The following is a 22,805-nucleotide window of genomic DNA, read 5'->3' as shown; positions in this document are numbered from 1 at the left end:
GAAATTTCAATCCACGCATCCGCGTAGGATGCGACGTCGGCCCTGGAACAACGCCGCCAACGTCAAAAGACGATTTCAATCCACGCATCCGCGTAGGATGCGACAGGGTAGAAATAATGGAGAATCGAAAAGCTATCAAAATTTCAATCCACGCATCCGCGTAGGATGCGACAATGAGGTTACTCGGGCAGGCTATGGTTTCGAACTATTTCAATCCACGCATCCGCGTAGGATGCGACACCCGCGCAATGGTGAGCATTTCCGCGTGCAGGTATTTCAATCCACGCATCCGCGTAGGATGCGACGTGCGGTGATCTAGTAGCTCTCTTTGCTTATCCTATTTCAATCCACGCATCCGCGTAGGATGCGACGCCTGAGACTGTCCCGCCTGAAGCTGGTGAGGATATTTCAATCCACGCATCCGCGTAGGATGCGACGCAACAAGTCCGATAGTGACCGATACTGCCAGAAATTTCAATCCACGCATCCGCGTAGGATGCGACCGTTCCGGAGTGAACCGATCGGCGGGGAAGCCGGATTTCAATCCACGCATCCGCGTAGGATGCGACGACATAAACACTCCCCCTACCTTCCCTACCTTTTACATTTCAATCCACGCATCCGCGTAGGATGCGACCTATCGGTCGGGGAGCTCCCGCGCAAAATTCCCAATTTCAATCCACGCATCCGCGTAGGATGCGACGGAATGGACATGATCGGGGGGAGGTAGGGAATTATTTCAATCCACGCATCCGCGTAGGATGCGACCATGGGTGGCCGCGGCCGCGGCTGCCGCCAATGTATTTCAATCCACGCATCCGCGTAGGATGCGACTTTTGATCCCGGATCAACCTTTGGATCAACCTGAATTTCAATCCACGCATCCGCGTAGGATGCGACTCGGTGTCCGCTCTTCCTGGGGGTCTCCTGGACGATTTCAATCCACGCATCCGCGTAGGATGCGACCAGGTCATCCACCGTGCTAATGACGGCACCAGAAATTTCAATCCACGCATCCGCGTAGGATGCGACGGCAGGTGTATAATAGAGAAAAATACATATTCGATTTCAATCCACGCATCCGCGTAGGATGCGACCATACAGATGTTCCAGCGCTTCATATAACGTATCATTTCAATCCACGCATCCGCGTAGGATGCGACAGCGAAAAATTACATAAAATATAACAATGCAATTAGTTTTTTGCTAAAATTTCGGAGTAAATAAGAGTTTTTTGCTAGAAATAGCTTTAAACTAATTAACTTTCACAAACTGAATTGGATAACATTTCAATAAATATGGTGCGAATCCCCCAGGGATTTCATGTGCACTTCACATTCGCACCGATTTTTCGTTTATTTTTATTCCATTTCAAACAGGTTCTAAACTCCTTTTTTCAGTATACCACAGGAGGATCTAAATGATGGATAATTTCAGACTAACTCACGCAAAATTCGCGTTATCGAAAAATGAATCCACCAAGTCAGAAACTCCAGTGGAATAGGTATGACAGCATAGACTCGTCTATTCCCCCTGTTCCCCACCGCTTATAATCAGGTATAATAAAGGAAAAGATGGTAGGAAGGAGAGGCTTGTATGGGGACGGAAACTGATGAACACAACACGGTACATCACCGCCACGATACGTCATATCGCTTCCTGTTGTCCAGTAAAAAACTCTTTGTCGAGTTGCTTCGCTCCTTTGTTCAAAAAGAATGGGTGGAGCGCATCGATGAAACGAACGTGCAAGAAATCCCCCATTCATTTGTCCTGCAAGACTTCAAGCGGAAGGAAGCCGATTTGGTGTACCGGGTGAAGCTGAATGGACAAGATGTCGTGTTTTATCTGTTGCTGGAAATGCAGTCCACAGTGGACTTCCTGATGCCATACCGTCTTCTGCTTTATCAGGTGGAGATCTGGCGTTATCTTATGAAAGACCAGGAAAAAACAAAGGGCAAGCCGAAAGCATTCCGGTTGCCTCCCATTGTGCCGATTGTGCTGTACAATGGGAAGAGACGCTGGACCGCCAGCCGCCAATTTCGCCACCTGTTAGCCAATGAGACAATGTTCGGTTCGGAACTTCTTAATTTTGAATATGTGCTTATTGATGTTGCTCGGTATACGGAAGAAGAGTTGTTGGCTCTTTCCAATACGATTGGTTCTGTCTTTTTGCTCGATCAGACGGAGGATCAGGCGGAATTGCTGGATCGGCTCGGCAAACTGATGCAAACCATACAGCAATTGCCGGAGGATAGCCAGCAGAAATTAGTCTCCTGGATGGCGAATATTTTAAGTCAGAAATTGCCGGAAAATGAACCGCATTTGCGCGAGCTTATCCAGAACGAAAAAGGAGGCGTATCGGTTATGGGGCTTGAAAAAACCTTGGATGCCATTAAGCGCGAGGGAAGACGCGAAGGACGAAGAGAAGGTATACGAGAAGGTATACGAGAAGGTATACGAGAAGGTATGCGAGAAGGAAAACAAGAAGGCAAGCGGGAAGCAAAAGAAGAAGTTGTCCTGCAAATGATTGCCGAAAATCTGGATCCTGAATTGATCGCCAGAGTCACAGGTTTTTCCCTCGACATTATTGCACAGTTACAGGAAAAATCTAAGTCTAAGTGATTCATATTCCGGCCGTTTCATTTCGAAACGGCTCTTTTTTGTTCCACCGGCACTTGAGTGCACCTACCTGAGTAAAAATCAAAATCCTGATGGTCGAAGTCCGCAAATCTGCTTACTATGAAAGATGACACCGACACGTTACAATATTATGGTAAGGAGAGGATGTAATGACAGCCCAACGGCGGAGATGATGAAGTCTGATGACGAATTTCCTTTGCTAAATCTGGTTTATTTTGGCCTTGTCGAACGGAAACAGGGGTGAGCGGATATACGGTCGGGCTGGAGCACTTCGGCAAGGACGAAATCGAAGTGCTGGACAGTCAGGCAACCCCTGCCGAGCTGCGCAACTTCCTGATTGATATTTCCGGTTATGTCGTAGAACAGGACGTCACTTTACGAGATGGCGAAACGATCGGCTTCACCGCTGAACATAAGCTGCCGATTACCCGTTCTGAGGGCGTATATGTCAACGGAGAGAGCCTCAAAATCGAATTCTAATACATAAAGAGCAGTGAAGCGTGAGGCTTATTTCAATCCACGCATCCGCGTAGGATGCGACAGCGAAAAAACAATACAAGATATAATAAAATAACCATTTTTATACGAAATTCATAGGAACTGAGCAAATTAGATCGAAATAAGCTTCAACCAATTAGCTTCCACCAATTTAATTGTATAATATTTTTATTGGTGCGAATCCCCCTGGCAGTTCATGTGAGTTTCACATTCGCACCTGTTCAGTCGAGAAGTCCCTCACTTCAAAAACCTTACAGCGTTTAGTTTTAAGTGGGGGGTGAATCGACTTCGGACGAGGACAGGCTTTGGCCTGTTCATTTGTCCGACATTCTGGTAAAATCAACCTATGTTGTTCTTTGATAACTGGATATATGGGGTTGCATGGAGAAAATCAAAGGCGAAAACCAAGCTTATCCTTCCATGCGTAAAATATCCAAGGTAAGAAAAGAACTCCGAAACGTCGGGCATCTAGGGTTGGAACAACCCGAAGTAACGCTCAAGGAGACGATAGGATTGCTTTCGTCATGGTGTTGAGAAGCTCCCACTTCAAGGCGTTGGTCTAAGTGGTGAGTAGTTCACTATATCAATACTCCCTCGTTTGCTCATGCCACGAGTTTATGTCTTTTTCAGTATATCACAAGCAACTATTTTTAAATTATGTGGACACACAACATCCAAATCAGGAAACTGGACTTTCAGAAAAAGATAAGTAATAAAAAGGAGAGGAACGGCCCCTACCTGTCTCCGTTCCCCACTCAACGATATCCTACCGAACTCCCGTACCCTACGAAGCCAGGAACGATCCCATAATCTCCTCCATATCAAATGGGGTGATTCCACGCTGGACCGAAAATACGGTCTGCGCCTCCTCTTCCCGCTCAACAAGCTATCCGCGCGCCAGCGCATGCAGCCGGAACAACTCATACAGATTCGGCTTGGCTACCGTGGTCATCGCCTTACCCATGGCGACCATTCCCGTCTGATGTCCTTCCACATTGTTATAGAATTGAGGGTTGCGGGTCAAACCCAGATCGCACCAAATGACGGTGCGCTCCGCCAAATCCAGTATGGCCGGAATGGCTATCTGCGTTTGGCCATCAAATCAAGGCGATCAACGACGGTCGCCGGCTCGAATACTTCCCCCGAATTCGGATGCTGACGCATCATCCAGCCAGCGAAGCATTCCGGCAGCTCGCTATACACTTGCCCCGTGAAGGAATGCAGCGAGGCCACAATATAGCGTCCGCCGTACTGGAGGACAGAGGGAATGTCGATATCGATGAACTCGCAGGCGCCATGCGGTGCCGATACGATATGGGCCGCCTTATAGCGCGCGGACCTCAAATTCGTATAAGAGATATGCTCCTTGTAGTTCCAGGCGTCATCATACAAGACGGCAGAGAGATCGATATCGGTGCGGCCTGTCGCCTTTCCGTCGATCACCCCTTCTTTTCCACCACAGGAAAAAGCGAATCGTCTCCCCTGCCGGCATGGCCAGCTTGCTGCCACGCACGAGCGTACGCAAGGACTTGCTGGCGGAACGCTGGGAGAAAGGCACAATATAGTTCTGCAATTGCGGATCAAGATAGACATTCCCGAGAGCAGACAGCTTGGCGAAGCGGGCGAGCAATGTCTGTTCGCATACCTCCGCTACGGCAGCGCATGCGTCCGGCGCGACGGGAGGCCGCGTATCTGGCGAAGAGAACGCTTTGGCCACATTGCCTTTTGGGAAAAACAGCCGCAGTTCATTGGCATACTGGCGATACTTGAAATGCGTCATCACCTGCAGCAAGACCGGCGTCGCCACCCGATCCGCTACCGATGCAAAAAACGAGGCAATCCAGCCCGCCTCCGCTCCTTCCAGACGAAGCAGATGATCCAAGCGCCGGGCAAACTCACCTGGCCGCTCCAATAGCTGCTCCACGGCCTGATCGGTATCGAAATAGCGCCGGGCCTCGTCAACACGATGGCCAAAGGTCGCATAAGGCCGGTTGTTGCGCAGTACATCGAACGCTTCCTGGCTGCGCGGATAACGGCTCTTATATTCCGAAGGATGCAAGATCTCGCCCAGACGCACCCAGCGGTCGCGGTAGCGCAGCATATCTTCGGCCGGATGCGGGCATTGCTCCAGCAAGCCAAGCAGCAGCAGCCGCTCTCCCCGCGTGAACTTGCGGAAGGGCGTGCTCGCCGCCAGGCTGACATCGCCGTCCGACCAGGCCACGGCCAGACGCAGCACATCTGTCGACGTCCGCACATAGCGTTGAATGCGAGTCACGTCCGCCTTGCCGCTGCGCAGCAAGGCAGCAACGATAAAGCCGACCTGCTCCTTATGCGGGATCGCATCCGGCAATAATGCGTCAATGTCCTGGTCATGCTCCATGACCCAGGCCAGTTCCTGTTTGTCCGTGTCCGAGATGGACGTATTCGCCTGCATCAGCTCACGCATGAGCTGGCGGAAGTGCTCCTCGCTGCCGAGCTCGATAATCTCCAGCTTTGTCTTGCCCCGAAAAATTTCCCGGGTGATCGGCTCCATCTCCGGCACTTCATTCGTCACGTAGTGATACCATGCATTTAAATATAACTCGGCATCACTTGCTTCCATGACTTGCTCCGGGAAATTCGGATACATCGGCCGATAGGCAACATGCGCGCCCACGAGCTTTTTCAAGCTATGGATCAAGGCTTTGTACCATCTCAAAAACGAAACCTCCGATAGCGTGCGAAGAGCCGCAAGCAGCGCGGGGGAACAGGTGAAGCCGAGTGCCGCTATATTTTTCATTGCCGTCGCCAACTGCGTGTCCGGAAGCTTGGATTGTTCCGGTACCACGATTACTTTTCGGCTTCTGCGCAAATAAATCTTGTTCTGCATCAGGTCATACCCCTTTTCGATGGAACTGCATCGTCAGGAAAGCCGCCCCTCTAGTAACACCCAAGTTATTGTAGAAGGAAGAAAGACGATAGCCTGACGAACGCAGTCTGGTATCTTCCGGAAAGCTGCTACCCTAAGCCAGGGTAAAGAAAGTAGAAGGAAGGTTAGCAATAGCCGGAAGATGGGAGCGCCGTTCGAGCTGCTGCCCGCTCGGCCTCTTGGTTACTATCTTCGCATCATTGGGAGCTCGCGAACAGGGCGCAAGTATGGCGAACTTGGAAAAATGATGCATGGATAGGTTTTTCCTTCGTTTGCCAGCGGCGATCCGCAACTGCTATACTGTAGGCATATTGAACAAAGGAGTGAAGGAGAATGACGCAGAAGACACGCATCGGCAAGACGGACTTATGGGTTAATCCGATTGGGCTTGGCGCGAACGCGGTCGGGGGACATAACATTCACCCGAGCTTGAACGACGAGACAGGCAAGGAGGTCGTCCGTACGGCCTTCGATCAGGGCATCGACTTTGTGGACACGGCGTTCTTCTACGGACCGGAGCGCTCCGAGCAGCTTATCGGCGAAGTGATCAAGGACAGGGGCAACCGTTCGGATATCGTGATCGCCACCAAAGGGGCGCACAAGTTCGTGGACGGCAAGGTGGAGATCGACAACTCCCCCGCCTTCCTGACCGCCGCCGTAGAGAACAGCCTGCGGCGTCTTCAGACCGACTACATCGACTTGTTCTACATTCACTTTCCGGACGAACAGACGCCGAAGGACGAGGCCGTCGGCACGCTGAAGAAGCTGAAGGACGAGGGGAAAATTCGGGCCATCGGCGTATCCAACTTCACCATCGAGCAATTGCGGGAAGCGAACAAAGACGGCTATGTCGATGTCATCCAGGACGAATACAATCTGATCAAGCGCGACAAAGAGCGCGATCTTCTTCCTTATGCGGCGGAGAACGGCATTTCGTTCATCCCTTATTTCCCTCTGGCGTCAGGCTTGCTGGGCGGCAAATATACGAAGGATTCGCAGTTCACGGACGGACGCGCCAACAGCCCGATGTTCCAGGGCGAGGCGTTCGCCGCGAATCTGGAGAAAGTCGAGCAAGTCCGGCAGATAGCGGAAGCGAAGCAGGCCGAAGTGGCCCATGTCGTGCTGGCCTGGTATTTGACGCGGGACGCTATCGACGCACTCATTCCGGGCGCCAAGCGGCCGGATCAGGTGCTGAACAACCTGAAGACCTTATCTGTTCGGCTGACTCCGGAGGAGATCGAGCGGATCGATCAGATTTTCAAAGCATAATTGCATATGGAGCTCCAGGGCTGTCCCACAAGTCAGAAAAAAATGACGAAGGGCAGCCTTTTTTGGCGGGATTCACAGCGGCTCAGCTCTCATTCGTCACCAGTCTTCCATCCACCAACTGTCCTCATTGTAGAATGGTTTACATTAAATAGTTATTTTGTCATGTCATGTTTACAAAACAAGAGATGGATGGTAAATTATAGGTGATATATCATTGAATATGGGGAGAAGGTGCTTATCGGATGGCACAAATATTGTCCATTGGTGAATTAATACAATGTCACAGATACAATAAAGGCATGACATTAGCGCAATTGTCAGAGCTGACTGGCATACATAAAGGGACCATCTCCAAAATTGAAAACGGTGACGTGAAAAGACCAGAATATAAGACCATCCGTCCGCTTGCAGACACATTGCAGATCCCGCTAGAGACGTTGGTCGAACTGCACATCACCGTGGACAAAAGGGCAGACACCCTTCTCTTCGTGTTGCAGGACGTGATTCAGCATTCGGGCACTGCCGATCTGGTAACCAAAGTAGGCAGAAAATTTTTAGAATCTCCCAGTGACGATAGTCACGCCTTGGTGGAACGGCTTTATGACTTCGCGGGCAACGTGGAAAATAAGGAGATTCAATTCGCCCTGTATCAACTCATTGTGGACTATTCTCGCGATCACGGCATCATGCCCTTTCTGGCCAGGGGATTACTGCAGGTGTATCTTATCGAACGGGACGACTTCACCAGGCTCAGATCCGTTTACGAGAGCGGCAAGCATATCGTTCAGTACGCCCAATTTTTAACCAGCGAAGACAGAGTCACTTTGTATTACAAATTGGCGATTCACGCGTTCAATTTATTTCTGTACCGGCAAAGCATTGAGCTCGGCCTCCAAGTTCTTCGGGAAGCAGCGCCGGACAACTGGTATTACATCAATGCGCTCGGTATATTGCGTGACTCTTATTTTCGCATTGAGGACTACAAAAAGTCGGAGTATTACTCACGCCTCTATATTCAATATGACTACCCTCACATCAAGTCTAATTCGATGCTAATGGCAGCTTTGCTCAACGCGAAAAAGGGCAACACCGCTACTGCTGTTGCACAGCTTACATCCTTTCTGGAAACGTGCAATCAGGATGATGCCCTTCCGGCAATCAATCAATTAATGAAAATCTATTTGCCGAACAACTGTTTAAATGAAGCCAAACGATTGCTTGCTTACCCAATCCGTCCGCAATCCATCAGCACGAACAACCCCAATATCATCTCGCAGTTGGCCGAATATTTTTTTCATCGAGCGGAGTATTTCGCTGCCACTGGCGACTTTCACTGTAGCATATCCAATTTCCTGGAAAGCGCGATGCATTTCTCGAGAATTAATGATACGGATATGGAAAAAGAATGCATCAACCAGATCGTACGCTGCCATCTGCAGAAAAACGCTCCGATGACCATCCCTACATTGGAAAAACTGAGTAAGTATTATGTACGCAGTGGAGCTAAAGAAAATAAACATTCATGAACTCTCGTTCGCAAACCTAGCATGAAAATAGCGAGGGTTTAGTGGTCGGACCTATTTCCCATACTGCTACTACATGACGCGAAACACGTTCTTTTTAATGGTGGTGTAACCCCGACAAATAAACTGTTGAGGATGAGTTCTGTGTACAAACCTGTGCTGGCTCTGTATGCCCAATCAGAGAACCGCGAACAGAAAAATGCTCAAGCTCGAATTCATCCGCCGTCATGCATTTCAGTTATGGAGGGAAGCCAAGATGGAAGTATTGCTTGAACGCTGTGCTGGAATGGACGTTCACCAAGAGACAATCGTCGTTTGTGTGATGACCACAGATGCTGCGGGGGAGGCCCACAGCGAGATCCGAAGCTTTGGAACGATGACCAAACATCTTTTCGAACTGCTTAAGTACCTGGAGTCCCAAGGCGTTACACACATCGCAATGGAGAGCACGGGAATCTACTGGAAACCTGTCTACAACATACTTGAAGGCTACTTCACCGTCGTACTGGCGAATGCGCAGCGCATTAAGAATGTTCCTGGCCGCAAGACGGATGTTTGTGATGCCGAATGGATCGCGAAGCTGCTTCGAGTCGGTCTAATTGAGCCCAGCTTTGTGCCATCCGAGGACTTAAGGGAGCTACGGGACCTCTGCCGACTTCGAAAAAAACGAATCGGATCCCTAACAGCGGAGAAAAACCGAATCCAGAAGTATCTTGAAGCAGGTAACGTCAAGCTAGGCAGTGTCATCTCAGACGTATTCGGTGTATCCGGGCGCAGTTTGCTGCAACGCTTAATCGAAAAAGGTTACGTTGACGCGGAAGATGTTGAAGCGAGCGTCAAGGGTTCGATCAAGAACAAAAAAAGTGAAGTTACTGACTCTCTTTTTGGCACGATGACCCCGCATCAAATTCGATTGATTAAAGATTGTTGGGAGCATATCGAATACTTAGAGAAGTCCATTGCTCGGTTGGAAGCCGAAATTAACGATCACTTGGAGCCCTATCGGACGGAGTACGAACTGCTTCAGACCATTCCAGGTGTTAGCGAACGAACAGCTGCAGCACTCCTTGCAGAAATCGGGGCCAATATGGAGCAATTTCCATCCGCAGATCACCTTGCCTCTTGGGCTGGCGTAGCACCCGGCAACCACGAGAGTGCAGGCAAAAAAAAAGTACAAAAAGCGTAAAAGGCAATCCTCATGCAAAAGTGACACTATGCGAAGCGTCTTGGGCAATCGCTCGCTCACGAAACACGGTCTTGGCAACAAAGTTCTGGAAGATTGCTTCACGACGAGGAAAGAAAAAAGCTTGCATTGCCATTTCACGTAAGATACTTATCATTGCTTACCACATGCTGAAGAACAAACAAATTTACATCGAAGGTGGACCACAAGCACCACTCATGCAGATCAACTAACCTTACAGCATTGACGAAACATAGCGATTTTAAACAAGGCCCCTTCAAAGAAGGTGGACCGGGCATCTTATGGTCATTTCTCAGAAAACTGCATCTTTTTAAAGACGATAATCGTTCATGAGTGCGTTTGGATTTTCACAGAAAATTGGAGGGGTTCATGTGAAGCGTTTCATCACAAAGTTACTAAGTAACGGTCTTGTATACTCTATTATCACCGGTGTGACTGCGATCGCAGCAATGAGCAATGATTCCGGCTATCATCCCTGGTAAGAGTACCTGATGGGTACTCTTTTTCGTTTCTTCTTGTTTCCTGTAATTGTATTTATTGGGATTCGTTCGACACATTGTATACTCATAGTTAAGAAAGCGCCCCATTATCCAAGCTGATGTGAGGTGACGAACTATTGTGTACAGTGATGATATTCTCCATAAAATTAACGGACTTCGACAAAAATTGATCCACGTTGCCAATCAAAAAGGGAAATTTACAGACGACGAAGTCGTTCAAGTTAGCCAACAGCTAGATATTTACATACTTGAGCTGCAAAAGTATTATATAACACAACAAGAAAAAGTCGTAGCTAGAAGGAGCAGCTAGGTTCAGGGAAAGGGTTGGTAAGTATACAACTTGTGAAGTGGTCAGATGGCAAACGAATTAATCCAAGCGTTGCAACGATGGGATAGCTTGTCCTAAAACCATAAAATCAGTCATGGGTCATATCATTGAATTTGGGGAGAAGGTGCTTAACGGATGGCACAACTACTGTCCATTGGGAAGTTAATACAATGCTACAGACGCAATAGAGGCATGACATTATCGCAATTGTCAGAGTTGACTGGCATACATAAAGAAACCCTATCCAAAATTGAGAACGGTGACGTGAAAAGACCGGAGTATAAAACCATCCGTCCGCTTGCAGACATACTGCAGATCCCGCTAGAAACTTGGCTCGAACTGCACATCACCGTGGACAAAAGGGCAGACACCCTTCTCTTCGTGTTGCAGGATGTGATTCAGCATTCGGGCACTGCCGAGCTGGTAACTAAAGTTGGCAGAATTTTTTTTAGAATCCCCCAGTGATGATAGTCACGCCTTGGTGGAACGGCTTTATGACTTCGCGGGCCACGTTGAAAATAAGGAGATTCAATTCGCCCTATACCAACTCATTGTTGACTACTCTCGCGATCACGGCATTATGCCTTTTCTAGCTAGGGGGTTATTTCAGGTATATCTTATCGAACGGGACGATTTCACCAGGCTCAGATCCGTTTACGAGAGCGGCAAGCATATCGTTCAGTACGCCCAATTTTTAACCAGCGAAGACAGAGTCACTTTGTATTACAAATTGGCGATTCACGCGTTCAATTTATTTCTGTACCAGCAAAGCATTGAGCTCGGCCTCCAAGTTCTTCGGGAAGCAGCGCCAGACAATTTATATTACGTAAATGCGCTTGGCATCTTGGCTGACTCTTATTTCTATAATGAGGACTACGAAAAATCGGAATATTACTTACGCCTATATACGCAATATGATTACCCTCACATCAAGACGAACTCAGTGCTAATGGGAGCATTGCTCAGTGCAAAAAAAGGGAACACCGATGCCGCTGTGGCAATGCTTACATCCTTTCTAAAAACATGCAGCCGAGATGCCGCTCTTCCGGCAATCAATCAGTTAATGCAAATCTATTTGTGGGACAATCGGTTAGATGAAGCAGAACAAGTGCTTGCCTACCCAATATGTCCCCAATCCATCAGCACGAATAATCCTTACCTCATCTCCCGGCTAGCCGAGTATTATTTTCATCGAGCCGAATATTTCATTACAGTTGGCGACATTCAAAAAGGAGTATCAGATCTGCTAGAAAGTGCATGGTACTTCTATAAGGTGAATGATACTGACAATGAAAAGGAATGCATAAACAAATTAGAAAATTTAAATGATGCACTGTTGGCCAAAGTCAAAGAACTTAAACAAAAATTAATCCACATTGCCAGTCAAAAAGGGAAACTTACGGATGACGAAGTCGTTCAAATTAGCCAACAGCTTGATATTTACATACTTGAGCTGCAAAAGTATTATATAAAACAACAAGAAAAGGACATAGCAAGAAGGAGCAGCTAGGTTCAGTGCAAGGGACTCATAAGTAAATAAGATGAGGTGGTCAGATGGCAAACGAATTAATTCAAGCGTTGCAACGATTAAAGGAAAAGGAATGGGTCGATCTGACGCATACGTTCGGTCCGGACTCGCCTCATTTTTCCGCTTTTGCCGATGCCCGGTTCACGACCTTATTTAACCATGATGACGGATTTTTTGCGCAGAGCTTTACCTTCGCCGGACAGTACGGAACGCATTTGGATGCTCCCATTCATTTTGTGCGGAATACGCGTTATTTGGATGAGCTGGATTTGAAGGAGTTGGTCCTGCCTCTGGTCGTTATCAACAAATCCAAAGAAGCGGAAGCGAACCATGACTATGCGCTCAGCGTAGAAGACATTTTTCTATTTGAAGCGGAGCACGGCACCATCTAGGCAGGCTCCTTCGTGGCGCTGCGAACCGATTGGAGCAAGCGCTGGCCGGATAAAGACGCCTTCAATAACAAAGATGCGGATGGCAACAACCATGCACCGGGCTGGTCGCTGACCGCGCTTCAATTTTTATTCCAGGAAAGAAAAATCAAAGCAATCGGTCATGAAACGTTCGATACCGACGCGAGCATTGACTATCAAAAGAATGGTGCCCTGTTAGCCGAGTATTACGTGCTCGAACAAGACGCCTACCAAGTCGAGCTCATGAAGAATCTGGATAAAGTGCCGGCCACAGGCGCCATCATTTTTAATATTGTGCCCAAACCGGAGAAAGCCTCCGGATTTCCGGTGCGTTCCTTCGCGATCTTGCCCTAAGCGCAAAAAACACGCCGCCTTCATGCGAGCGTGTTTTTCTATTGGATGGGCTAATTAACTCCTTGTGTGAGAACGGCTGGACCGGAAGCTCCTGTCCCTCGGTTAATTCTTATTAAATAAGCCAGCTTTCCGCGTCTTCTCTCGTTTCAAAAACCCCAAACTGGTTGCTGCGATTGGATTCGGTGACCATTTCCTTGAACCTGCCTTTATTCACCGATGTATCGGGAATGACGACGGCCGTTTTTACACCGTAGTTGATAAATTTTTGCATCATTCTTCCCGCTACGCCGGTTCTCAGGTTGAAAAAGTCCTCCGACAGCGCCTCCCCATGCAGCATCAGAAAATCGATAGCATGTTCTCTGCACAACGCAACCAGATCCACGGCATCCTGCTCTGTGCTTAGCGGGGTTGGGCTAGAGATCAATTCGATATACTTTTTCGTTCCGTTCTCCACAATTTTATAGTTCATTGTCGTTCTCTCCTCCATTTGTTTTCGGCCATCAAGTTCCTTTCGAATTCCTTGCACCCATTTCAGTTCGTTCTGATAGAAGGACAGCTGGTTTTCGGCAATTTTATCCCACAAAAAGGTTTCCCGCTTGTTTCGGTTGGGTGCCTTAACTCCGCGTTTCATTTTTTCCTGCTGGTATATAAGCTGCATGTTGATTCTGCTTTCATATCGATCCAGCATTTCATGCAATTCCTCGTCGCTCAGTTGGTCCGCCCACGCCAATTGAATAAGGAACGTGTTCTTGAGCTCGGGAACGTCCGGTTCTTCAAGAACCCAATCTTTCAATCTCGCCAGCCCTTCCTCCGTAATACTGTAAATTTTCTTGGATGGAGAGCTTTCCTGATGCTTAACCTCGTTCGTCACGAAGCCATCATCCAGGAGCTGAACAAGGGACTTGTAGATCTGATTGTTGTTACCGGACCAATACATCGCGGAAGAGTCTTCAAAAATCTTTTTTAGCTCATATCCTGTAGCGGGTTTCCAGCTTAGAAGCCCCAGTATGGCATACTTGATTGACATAAAGCCACCTCATTAGGTTACTTGTAACATAGGTTAATAGTAACCTATATAACTCGTCATGTAAACATGGAATATGCAATAGTTATCGTATTCGCGCTTTGCAGGTTATGAGTATAGCTTCAATGTCTCGTAAACGGCATCTTCAAATTTTGCGAAATCCAGCTTCACCGCCACCTCTGCATTCGGTTTTTCCCCCGTAATGCCAAAGTAATCGCACAGTGTTCGCCCATAGCATGCCTCGCTTCTCAGTTCAACCGCCACATGCATAGGTTTGGTTTGAATAATGGATGGGTCCATCAGGTAGATTAATGTCGTTGGATCATGCAGGGGCGGGCCCTCCCAGCCGTATATTTCCTTCTGCCTTTCCCCCACCCAAGACATGATTTCAACGAAAAGCTTAGAGGCTTTATTATTCAGACTGGCAATGCGGTCCATCATGCTTTTTACAACCAACGCTTGGCGGGTAAGGTCAAGCCCAATCATAACGATCGGTCTGCCGCATGTAACAACAACATGTGCCGCATCCGGGTCCGCATAAATATTAAACTCTGCCGCCGGGGTTACGTTTCCAAGCTGATATGCGCCGCCCATCAATACGATTTCTTTAATTTTAGGCACGATTCTCGGTTCTCTGCGAATAGCCATTCCGATATTCGTTAACGGACCGGTCGGTACTAATGTTATATCCCCATCCGAGTTCATAAGCAGCTCAATGATAAGATCTACCGCATGCCGTGTATCCAATTCAAGAGTGGGTTCACCAAAGCTCGGACCATCTAACCCTGTTTCACCATGAATCGCATCGGCTATTACCTGCTTTCTGATCATTGGCTCAGCCATGCCGGCCGCAATCGGCACATCACTGATATCAAGATAGGAGCAGATATCTACAGCATTCCTGGCCGTTTTCTCCAGAGTTTGATTTCCCGCCACAACCGTTATAGCCAGCAAGTCAAAAATGGGGTCCTTGGCAGCCAGCATAATGGCAATCGCATCATCGTGTCCCGGATCACAGTCAAGAATAATCTTCTTTTTCATCCCTTCTGCCATAGTTTATTCACTCTCCCAATGTTTGTTTTCATAAAACCAAACCATTGTCTTGATGATAATCGTTGTAGCAACTCTACATCTTACCCTTCACGACGGTATAGTATAATATGCAGGCTTACAGATGGATATCAAGAAAGCGAGAGTGAAAATTGTGAATATTCAAGCAGCCACGGAAAGAGATTACCCTGTATATCCTGTTAGCCGAGGAGGATAATCATATCCTTGGGTTCGCTTCCTTGTACTTGCCCGGTAACTTTATTCACAATTTATTTGTTCACCCCGATTTCTTAGGCAGGGGTATTGGCCATCTGCTGCTGGATGCCTCCATAGCACAAATGAATCCCCCCGTACGCTTGAAGTGCGTATCCAAAAATCACAACGCGATGAAGTTTTATAAAAAAAAGGATGGAAAAAAGTTGTGAAAGAAGAGAGGCTGGGGGGGAAAAATATTGGGTTATGGTATATGAATGAGATAAAGCTGAAGCACGTTTCGAGAAGAGCCGTTGAGGACGAAGTCCCGCGGCTCTTTTGTTATTCATCGGCGAAATCAACGGCACCAAAACTTGGCTAAAGAACTGAAGAAAATGAGATAATTTAAATTTATTGGAATTTTTCCATGCAATTAATGATACAATAATTTACAGATAAAGTAATTTTATTCCGTTAAATGAAAACGTTCTTGATAGTCCTAACGATAGCAACAAAAAAGAAACGATGGAGAGGTGAAAAGGCGAGAACCGTATACTGTCGCTATCGTAAATGAACTATAAATTATTGAAGGAGGATGTTACAATGAAAAAAAGATTTTTTTCCTTGTCGTTAACTCTGTTTTTTGCTATTGTTTCCCTTGTCTTCCCATTCTCTGCCGCAAATGTAGAAGCTAAAGGGGTAAGCGGCACAATCACAATCAACAACGAAAAGTACAAATACATCGAAGAATCTTTTGGAAAAAATAGGGGAATCACATTCAATCCGGGGAGTCACACGTATAAAATCACTCCCAATCCACATGACAATCCGAAATACAATAAAAAGCAGGTTCAATTCTATGAAGAGATTGCAAAAGGGGTCAAAGCTCAAGTAGAAAAGTCCGGGTGGAAAGATACCTTTACGGGGATAAATGCGTTGGGCGAAACCTATACATTAAGCCCTCGTTAAGTCAAGTCCCAATCACGGTCTTAGGATGCGCCCATAACCGATTCCGTGTGCAAGGGAATCAAAAGCCCCGGAACGCTCCGGGGCTATGACTATGTTCCACCAACGCTGGCCCCCCACCCTGGCCCAATGATGAGTTCCAGCCCAAAATAAAGAAAAACCCTTATCACAAAGGGTTCAATGGTTACTAAGTATGGTGCGGTCAAGAGGACTCGAACCTCCACGGGTGTTACCCCACTAGAACCTGAATCTAGCGCGTCTGCCAATTCCGCCATGACCGCATATGCATGTTATGTAATATTCCTGTCAAAGTCGTTAACATCGCCTCAACAATCATTAGTATAGCCTATCTAACATCCGATGTCAAGCATGAAACACATGAAATATTATTCTTCTGTGAAAATATCTCCCGGTGGGAAGTAGAGAAGAACCACGCCTTGAGAACGTGGTTCTTCGTCATTTGAGCGGAAGTTCTTCATGCGCTCATCCTGCCCGCTTCTCCCCAGCGGAGAGACATCCGGTTCAATGAGGCATGGCCTTCATGCACCGGCTTCACGAAGCGGCAGCAATGGGGAATAGCGCGCCCAGAACCATGGCGCCAATAATCGCGCCGCCGGCAATCGGCTTTTTGAAGTAATAAAAAATGCCTGCGCCGATCGTCGCGCCGATCCCGACCGGAATCGAGGCCATGACGGCCGATATGACGATGAGCGGCCCCAAGTAACGGCCTGCGGCGTTGCCTGCTCCCATCATGACGTCCGCGCCGAAGGTGGAATTCGCCGCGTTAATCGTAAATTTGCGGATCATAATAATGACCGAACCGACAAGGGCGCCCAGCCCGGCTCCCGTTACGAGCGCGAGCGGAAACGAAGTTAGCGGAGCGGTAATGCCAGCCCCGAGCATCAATGCCGGGACGCCGATGCCGAGACCCGTCTGCAGCGCGCCGCCGATATCCAAAATCCCAACGAGCGGGCCCTCGAGAATGCGGGCGAACAAGAAGCTTGCGCCGAAGGCTGCGGCCGCGCCATAACTGCCGCCCTTCATGCCCGCCTCCAGCAGCGCCACAATCGCAATATCATTGAATGCGCCCACATGATAGACATAATAGAGATGCGTCCCCGCAAAAATACCGGAAGACAAGCAGGCGACAAACCAGACGAACGCCCATTCCGAATACCAAAAGCCTTGTTTTGCCGTCTCCATGTTAACGAACCTCCGATCCGAAAAATGCATGCAGATCAATGAGCCACTGCGGAATGTTCTCCACATGCAAGCTGTGGAGGAGTTGAACATCGAAGCCGCGGAAGAAAGCGCTCAATGTGAATAATAGCACAATCGCCGCGACAAGCGTCTTCGTAATGCGGTTCCAGCCGCTGTCGTCCAAGCCTTTGCCGACCAGTATCCCCAGCACAAGCCCCGGCACGGCATTGCCCATAATCATGTGAGCGAATCCGCCCAGCACTGTCGCCCATAAGCCCGGGCGCTTGCCGGCGTCCATTGCCGCCGTCCAGAACACGATCGGCATAATCGGATTAATAAGCCAATTCGCCGCCGGCACCAGCACTTGGGTCGCAACGGCTTGCAGCGATGCCGGAATGGCTGCGGCCGTGGAATTCAACAGAGGCACGAGGATAGCGCCGACCAGCGCTCCGGCATACGCCATTTTCTTCGGATTGTGCAGCGTATCCTCCACATTTTTATTGCGAATCATCAGGAGCGCGGCCGACCAGTTCGGAATGATGCGGTGATCCACATCCTGCGTCAGTCCGCCCGCGCCGACAACGGACGCCCATGCGTTGAACAGAAAGCCGAGTCCGAAAGAGAAGTGCGCCACGGGGTCGCCTTCGCATGCATTCAACTCGCCGAAAGTGCGGAACGCTCCCATGCCTTGCACCTTCGGGGCGTGGAACATGCGCGCCGCGCCAGCCCCAACGCCATACCCGACCAACAGACCGATAATGATAGATTCCACAATAATCGTAACGGTTTCCATCGGAATCCTCCCCACTCGGATGTAATGCTTGCAAGCTGCTTACCGTACTACCGCAGATGAAGAATGCGCTGGGGCGGGGACAAAGATTCGGTCTGCTGCTCGAACGCAATTTCGTCCAGCTTTACGGCGCGGATTTTCATATGGATGCGGACTCGAATCTCGTAACGCGCCCTCACTCTCGGAAAAAACAGCCCCAGAAACCGTTCCATATAGCGGGTCTCCTTCGCCGACAGCACTTCGACATTTTGCGGCTCAATCTGAAGCAGCACATCGGGAATTTCCCGCGCGAGCTTCGTCTTCATGGCGGAGAGCGCCTGCTGGAATGCTGCGGCCTTGGAATCTCCCTTCCCTTCGATCTCGATCTTCTGCTCCCATACGTCGAACATGCCGCCTCACCCCCTATATTGCTGAATATAAGCTTCTGTCAGCCTTCGGCCCAGTTCCTCCACATCCATGAAGCCGAAGCCAATCACCTTCTTGCCTTCCCGAATGGCCGTAACGCCCGCATCAATGGAACGAAGGCCGAACTCCATCGGATACTTATATTTCGTATTGGCCGTAACCGCTCCGGCTCCCCCGCTGCCGCAGAACGAGATGCCGAAGTCCGCTTGCTCCGCGTGCATCACGTCGCCGACCTTCATGTCCGCCCCGACGCCCGGGATCAGGATCGCCTCCCCGCCGGCCGCCTCTACTCCCTTCGCCACTTGCTGTCCTTTCCCCAGACGATCTCCAATCACGACTTTCACTTTGTTCTCCATCGTATTCACCTCTTCTTATTGATTCCTGGCCGCTTCGAAATGAACCGTCAAATAAAAAACTTCCGCATCATCAATCGCTTGCTCTGCGAGCTCCCCGTAACTTCGCAGCGTGCGTTGACTTAGCTGTACCAGTTCCGGAGTGACCTCGTCCAACATCGATTCCTCCAGCTCGGGCAGTGACTCTCCTTGCTTCCGTCTGCGCGCGAACCCGAGCAAATGAATGGCAATGACGAGCAGTCGGTCATCCGTCAGCGGCAAGCCAATCCCTTCACTGCCTGCCAGCAGGCAGTGAAGCATGGGCCGCAGCTCTCCCAATTCATCTTGGTCTGCCCTCGTCTTGGCAGGAATGTCATGAAGAATTCGTTCGACTCTGTCCATCTGCTGATCGCTCTCCATCATTCAAGTTGTCGTTACACGGTTCCAAATATTTGAGAATGGCAAAAATCTCTTCCTCTGAAGCGCTTACATTTCGTTCTCTAAGCATCTGTTCGATCTCTTCCTTCATCGCCCGCTGCGCTTCATCCAATATCGGAAGCTCCTTGCTGCCCGCGAAGGAGCGGCCGCATGCGGCGCGGTTCACCATGAACATAAGGTGAAGCCGCAGCCCTTCCTCCCGCTCCTCCGACAGATAGCGCTTGAAGCGCGCGATGACGGCTCTCGACAATTCATAGCCTGTATAGATCACATCGCGAATCCGGCTTTCCAGCCTCGCATCATACGAAGGATTCGCATCGCCGATGCGCTCCGTGCGTGCCGCGCCGCGATTCAACCGGCCAAGCTGCATTCGAATCGCCTCGAAATCCCTGGCTCCCGGAATCGAATGGACGACGACGACCGGAACTTCGGCCGGTACAGGCAAGTTGCTAATGATCAAATCGACTTCGATGTTCTGCAGCACCTTCTTGACATCCATCACCGAGCAAGTGGCGACGAACCGGATATGCTTCAACTCGCTCTCGATAATGGTAGTGAGCAGTTGGGCCGTTCCCCTCCCTGTGCCGCACACGGCCAGCGCTCTCCACCGGTGCTGATCGATCCGGCGCTCATACGCCGTCTGGAAATGCAGCACAATGAACGCAATATCCGCATCGGTCAGGAAAATCTGATGTTCACGGAGCACGTGCGTGCACGCCGCCTTGACATGCCGGAACATCGTCTTGTACTTCAACATCACATCCTTCGTCAGCGGATTCGGGTCGACAACCCCCAGGCTGTGCTTCGAGATGCGGCTCGACATATGTGCGAACAGACTATTCAGCAAATCCGGGTTGTCTTGAAGCGGGAATTGCATCTCTCGCTCCACATGCCGAATCAGCTCCATCGTGAGCATATACACATCGGGAAGCGGCTGTTGCTGTCCCCCTTGGGCTTGGGGAGCAGCGAGCCCTTCCGCTTGCAAGCCGATGAACCACACATCGCCGTCCGTCAAGGCCAGCGAATACCGTTCCGACAATGGCTTCAGTCTCGTTCGAATAATCGAATGAATCATCAGTCTGGTCTGCGGGGCGTCGGCACAATCCGCCGGCAGCGGGTAACCTGAACCGCTTGCCGATCGGCATCTCTGAATGGCAATGCACAGCCGGATAAAAACCCCGATCATGACGCGATCAGACAACGTTGCCCCAAGCTCCCGCTCGATATCCTGCACGATGTTCGCTACCAGCAAGAACAGCATATTCACGTCGACAACGGACTCAAGCAAGCGATCCAACATATAGACGGCGAACGTGTCCGGCTTCTTCCGCAGCGCGACGCCCTGAACGATTTGCAGCATATCGGCTTGATCCAGTTGCTCATAAATAACGTTTTCCAATACGGCACGCCGCTCCTGCTCGCCAGCCTTCAGCTTGAGGCCACGCCGCGTCCGCTCGATCGCAAGCCGGTGTTCCGAGAGAAGGTTCTCTGCCAGCGCCACATCCGACACAATCGTATTGCGGGTAACATCGTACCGCTTGCAGAACCGCCCGATAGGGATGGGTTCATTGCAGAGAAGCAAATCAAGTATGAGGCAGGCGATCCGCTCCTGCTGGCTAATGAAGACGCCTTCCCCCGCTTCGTCCAGCCTCTGAAGCAGCGCCGTCTGCGCCGCATGGCCGCATTCAAGCCATATCCCTTTGCTTGGACTTGAATGCAGCGGCATCCCCTGCTCCTTCAACCACATGCGAATCGATTCCAGATCGTACTTGATCGATCGCTCGCTCACCTCGTACATGGCGGCCAATTCTTTAATGTGGAGCGGCGTATTTGCGAACATCAACTTCTTAAGCAAGCTGCGAGAACGCGTTGACAGTGTGATACCGCATCACTCCTTATCGCCTGCTAAGGACACGAATCCATCATGCCTCCAATATCGACCCCAGCACCGCCGCGAGCACCTCCACCGCTTCCGCTTCTTGCTCGCCATTCGCTTCGACGATCACCCGATCGCCCTGCTGCAGCGATAATGACAAAATGCCGACAATGCTCTTGGCGTTCGCCGCCTTCTCGCCTTTAATGAGCCGAATATCGCATGGGAACGCTTTCGCTTCTCTCATTAACGCTCCGGCCGGCCTGGAATGAATCCCGAGCGGATTCGCGATCGTGACCTGCTTATCCATGATGTGTCCCTCCTGTGCGCAGTCTTGATCTACATCAATGAGACCGCAACCGCCGCGATATGTTCTTAGTCCCTGCTTTAACGGTATCGCAAATTCAGGGCGCTGCCAAGATACAACCTCTTGCACTGTTCATCGGGAGGCCAATTGATCATCTCCCGAGAGGCGCGGACGAAGCGCTGGAGCAACAGAAGGCAGACGCCGAGGCGGACAGCAAAAAGACAGAAGCCGCTCCGTCCGCGCTGCCCGGTGGCAGCACGAAGAGCGGCTTCTGCCTGGCCCCATCATTCACCCAAGGCGTGCAGCGCAAGCCCTGTTAGCCGTCGTAATTCACGACATAAGAATGAAGAGCCGTATAGTAATACCCTACGCTATATTCGATCAGCGTGCCGTTCACGTCATAAGAATACCGGGAGCGCCGCAAGAGCGGCACGTCCGCTCCTACGCCAAGCACCGCCCTGGCCGCGGGCGGCGCCGTCGCCACGGCGAACTCGTCCTTATACTGGCCGAGTTCGATATCCTGCTCCTCCAGCCATTCATACAGCGACTGACCGTCCAGTTCCGACAGATCGAGCGCTCCGGCCTGATGCGACAAATAATGAGTGAAGTGGATATACGGCGAACCGTCCAGATCATAGACCCGCTCGATGCACAGGCAGCTCGCCCCGAACAAGCGGCAACGAGCGGTTCCCTCCTCGGCGCGGATGACTTCCGCCCTCACGACCCGCTTATGAATCCGGTGGCCCTCCTCGACCAAGATTTCCGTAAACCGCTTCCATTTGGACAGCTTTGAGGAGGACGTATTGCGAATGACCTTGGTGCCTTTCCCGCTGCCCTTCTCTACATATCCTTCTTGCACCAGTTCAATGATGGCGTTGCGCACCGTTATTTTGCTGACCTGGAATTCTTCTTCCAACTGAGGCTCTGACGGAATATTCGTGCCGAGCGGATAGACGCCGTGCAAAATGCGCTCGCGCAAAATATTGCTTACTTGTACATACAAAGGACGTTTGTTCCGTGACCGTTTCAAGACTACGTCCCGCCTTTCCCTTACTTGCTGTGCTTC

The 22,805-nt window shown here is 49.9% G+C and carries 19 protein-coding genes, 1 tRNA gene, 4 pseudogenes and 1 CRISPR repeat array (1 of these 25 cut by a window edge); of the genes and pseudogenes, 12 read left to right on the top strand and 12 right to left on the bottom strand.

The features are described 5' to 3' along the window. Positions 1-1,163: a CRISPR direct-repeat array (repeat unit 32 nt; unit sequence ATTTCAATCCACGCATCCGCGTAGGATGCGAC) (it extends 63 nt beyond the left edge of the window). Between the two features lie 433 nt (positions 1,164-1,596). Both OCY70_RS21630 and OCY70_RS21625 read left to right on the top strand, forming a co-directional pair. Then, a complete protein-coding gene (locus OCY70_RS21630; protein WP_213431036.1) occupies positions 1,597-2,622 on the top strand; it encodes an Rpn family recombination-promoting nuclease/putative transposase in 1,026 nt (341 codons plus the stop codon). Positions 2,623-2,803: 181 nt separating this feature from the next. Next, a pseudogene (locus OCY70_RS21625) lies at positions 2,804-3,120 on the top strand (DUF4261 domain-containing protein); the annotation flags it as partial. A gap of 802 nt (positions 3,121-3,922) precedes the next feature. Here OCY70_RS21625 and OCY70_RS21620 read toward each other — a convergent pair. Further along, positions 3,923-6,007 (bottom strand): annotated as a pseudogene (locus tag OCY70_RS21620) (cytoplasmic protein). Between the two features lie 372 nt (positions 6,008-6,379). Between OCY70_RS21620 and OCY70_RS21615 the strand changes: the two are divergent. The 7 genes and pseudogenes from OCY70_RS21615 to OCY70_RS21585 all read left to right on the top strand — a co-directional run bounded on the left by OCY70_RS21615 (position 6,380) and on the right by OCY70_RS21585 (position 13,162). Further along, entirely contained in the window at positions 6,380-7,315 is a 936-nt protein-coding gene (locus OCY70_RS21615; protein WP_213431035.1) for an aldo/keto reductase, read from the top strand. Positions 7,316-7,557: 242 nt separating this feature from the next. Next, positions 7,558-8,841: a helix-turn-helix domain-containing protein gene (locus OCY70_RS21610; protein ID WP_213431034.1), complete on the top strand. Its 1,284-nt coding sequence runs from the start codon at positions 7,558-7,560 to the stop codon at positions 8,839-8,841. 253 nt (positions 8,842-9,094) lie between these two features. Further along, positions 9,095-10,254, top strand: a pseudogene (locus OCY70_RS21605) (IS110 family transposase). Positions 10,255-10,660: 406 nt separating this feature from the next. Further along, positions 10,661-10,852 carry an aspartyl-phosphate phosphatase Spo0E family protein gene (locus tag OCY70_RS21600; protein ID WP_249725436.1) on the top strand — a complete coding sequence of 64 codons (192 nt, stop codon included), beginning with the start codon at positions 10,661-10,663 and terminating at the stop codon, positions 10,850-10,852. A gap of 153 nt (positions 10,853-11,005) precedes the next feature. Beyond that, a complete protein-coding gene (locus OCY70_RS21595) occupies positions 11,006-11,335 on the top strand; it encodes a helix-turn-helix domain-containing protein (protein WP_249725435.1) in 330 nt (109 codons plus the stop codon). Then, positions 11,304-12,380 (top strand): aspartyl-phosphate phosphatase Spo0E family protein, encoded by a 1,077-nt coding sequence (locus OCY70_RS21590; RefSeq protein ID WP_249725433.1) that lies wholly within the window; start codon positions 11,304-11,306, stop codon positions 12,378-12,380. The genes OCY70_RS21595 and OCY70_RS21590 overlap by 32 nt, the downstream gene beginning before the upstream one ends. Positions 12,381-12,424: 44 nt before the next feature. Continuing rightward, a pseudogene (locus tag OCY70_RS21585) lies at positions 12,425-13,162 on the top strand (cyclase family protein). A gap of 112 nt (positions 13,163-13,274) precedes the next feature. Here the strand turns inward: OCY70_RS21585 and OCY70_RS21580 are convergent. Beyond that, positions 13,275-14,189, bottom strand: coding sequence for a DUF4180 domain-containing protein (locus OCY70_RS21580; protein ID WP_213429828.1), 915 nt, complete (start codon positions 14,187-14,189; stop codon positions 13,275-13,277). 105 nt (positions 14,190-14,294) lie between these two features. Next, positions 14,295-15,239, bottom strand: a complete 945-nt coding sequence (locus tag OCY70_RS21575) for a nucleoside hydrolase (protein WP_213429827.1) — start codon at positions 15,237-15,239, stop codon at positions 14,295-14,297. Positions 15,240-15,475: 236 nt separating this feature from the next. Here OCY70_RS21575 and OCY70_RS21570 point away from each other — a divergent pair, with 236 nt between their 5' ends. Beyond that, on the top strand, positions 15,476-15,661 hold the full coding sequence (locus OCY70_RS21570; protein WP_306433962.1) for a GNAT family N-acetyltransferase: 186 nt from the start codon (positions 15,476-15,478) through the stop codon (positions 15,659-15,661). A 370-nt stretch (positions 15,662-16,031) separates the two neighbouring features. Then, entirely contained in the window at positions 16,032-16,397 is a 366-nt protein-coding gene (locus OCY70_RS21565; RefSeq protein ID WP_133378923.1) for a hypothetical protein, read from the top strand. A 191-nt stretch (positions 16,398-16,588) separates the two neighbouring features. On the opposite strand, the gene OCY70_RS21560 is transcribed toward OCY70_RS21565, so the two are convergent. The 8 genes from OCY70_RS21560 to OCY70_RS21525 all read right to left on the bottom strand — a co-directional run bounded on the left by OCY70_RS21560 (position 16,589) and on the right by OCY70_RS21525 (position 21,742). Continuing rightward, a tRNA-Leu gene (locus tag OCY70_RS21560) sits at positions 16,589-16,675 on the bottom strand. Positions 16,676-16,946: 271 nt separating this feature from the next. Then, a complete protein-coding gene (locus OCY70_RS21555; RefSeq protein ID WP_315973929.1) occupies positions 16,947-17,597 on the bottom strand; it encodes a DUF4310 family protein in 651 nt (216 codons plus the stop codon). Between the two features lies 1 nt (position 17,598). Beyond that, the gene (locus tag OCY70_RS21550) at positions 17,599-18,387 is read right to left on the bottom strand and encodes a DUF4311 domain-containing protein (protein ID WP_111153109.1); all 789 of its coding nucleotides are present in this window, start codon (positions 18,385-18,387) and stop codon (positions 17,599-17,601) included. Between the two features lie 47 nt (positions 18,388-18,434). Continuing rightward, entirely contained in the window at positions 18,435-18,773 is a 339-nt protein-coding gene (locus OCY70_RS21545; RefSeq protein ID WP_213429825.1) for a DUF4312 family protein, read from the bottom strand. A 6-nt stretch (positions 18,774-18,779) separates the two neighbouring features. Next, on the bottom strand, positions 18,780-19,145 hold the full coding sequence (locus OCY70_RS21540) for an SFCGS family glycine-rich protein (protein ID WP_213429824.1): 366 nt from the start codon (positions 19,143-19,145) through the stop codon (positions 18,780-18,782). A gap of 15 nt (positions 19,146-19,160) precedes the next feature. Then, complete coding sequence (locus tag OCY70_RS21535) at positions 19,161-19,523, bottom strand: PRD domain-containing protein (RefSeq protein WP_213429823.1); 363 nt, start codon at positions 19,521-19,523, stop codon at positions 19,161-19,163. Beyond that, complete coding sequence (locus OCY70_RS21530; protein WP_213429822.1) at positions 19,495-21,414, bottom strand: BglG family transcription antiterminator; 1,920 nt, start codon at positions 21,412-21,414, stop codon at positions 19,495-19,497. The genes OCY70_RS21535 and OCY70_RS21530 overlap by 29 nt, the downstream gene beginning before the upstream one ends. Before the next feature lie 67 nt (positions 21,415-21,481). Then, on the bottom strand, positions 21,482-21,742 hold the full coding sequence (locus tag OCY70_RS21525) for an HPr family phosphocarrier protein (RefSeq protein WP_213429821.1): 261 nt from the start codon (positions 21,740-21,742) through the stop codon (positions 21,482-21,484). Positions 21,743-21,801: 59 nt separating this feature from the next. Here OCY70_RS21525 and OCY70_RS21520 point away from each other — a divergent pair, with 59 nt between their 5' ends. Continuing rightward, positions 21,802-22,059 carry a hypothetical protein gene (locus OCY70_RS21520; protein ID WP_213429820.1) on the top strand — a complete coding sequence of 86 codons (258 nt, stop codon included), beginning with the start codon at positions 21,802-21,804 and terminating at the stop codon, positions 22,057-22,059. Here the strand turns inward: OCY70_RS21520 and OCY70_RS21515 are convergent. Next, positions 22,056-22,769 carry a GntR family transcriptional regulator gene (locus OCY70_RS21515; protein ID WP_213429819.1) on the bottom strand — a complete coding sequence of 238 codons (714 nt, stop codon included), beginning with the start codon at positions 22,767-22,769 and terminating at the stop codon, positions 22,056-22,058. The genes OCY70_RS21520 and OCY70_RS21515 overlap by 4 nt on opposite strands. Positions 22,770-22,805 lie beyond the last annotated feature (36 nt).

The organism is Paenibacillus melissococcoides (genome assembly GCA_944800085.1).
Classification (GTDB): domain Bacteria; phylum Bacillota; class Bacilli; order Paenibacillales; family Paenibacillaceae; genus Paenibacillus_B; species Paenibacillus_B melissococcoides.
This window is presented reverse-complemented; position numbering and strand designations above follow the sequence as displayed.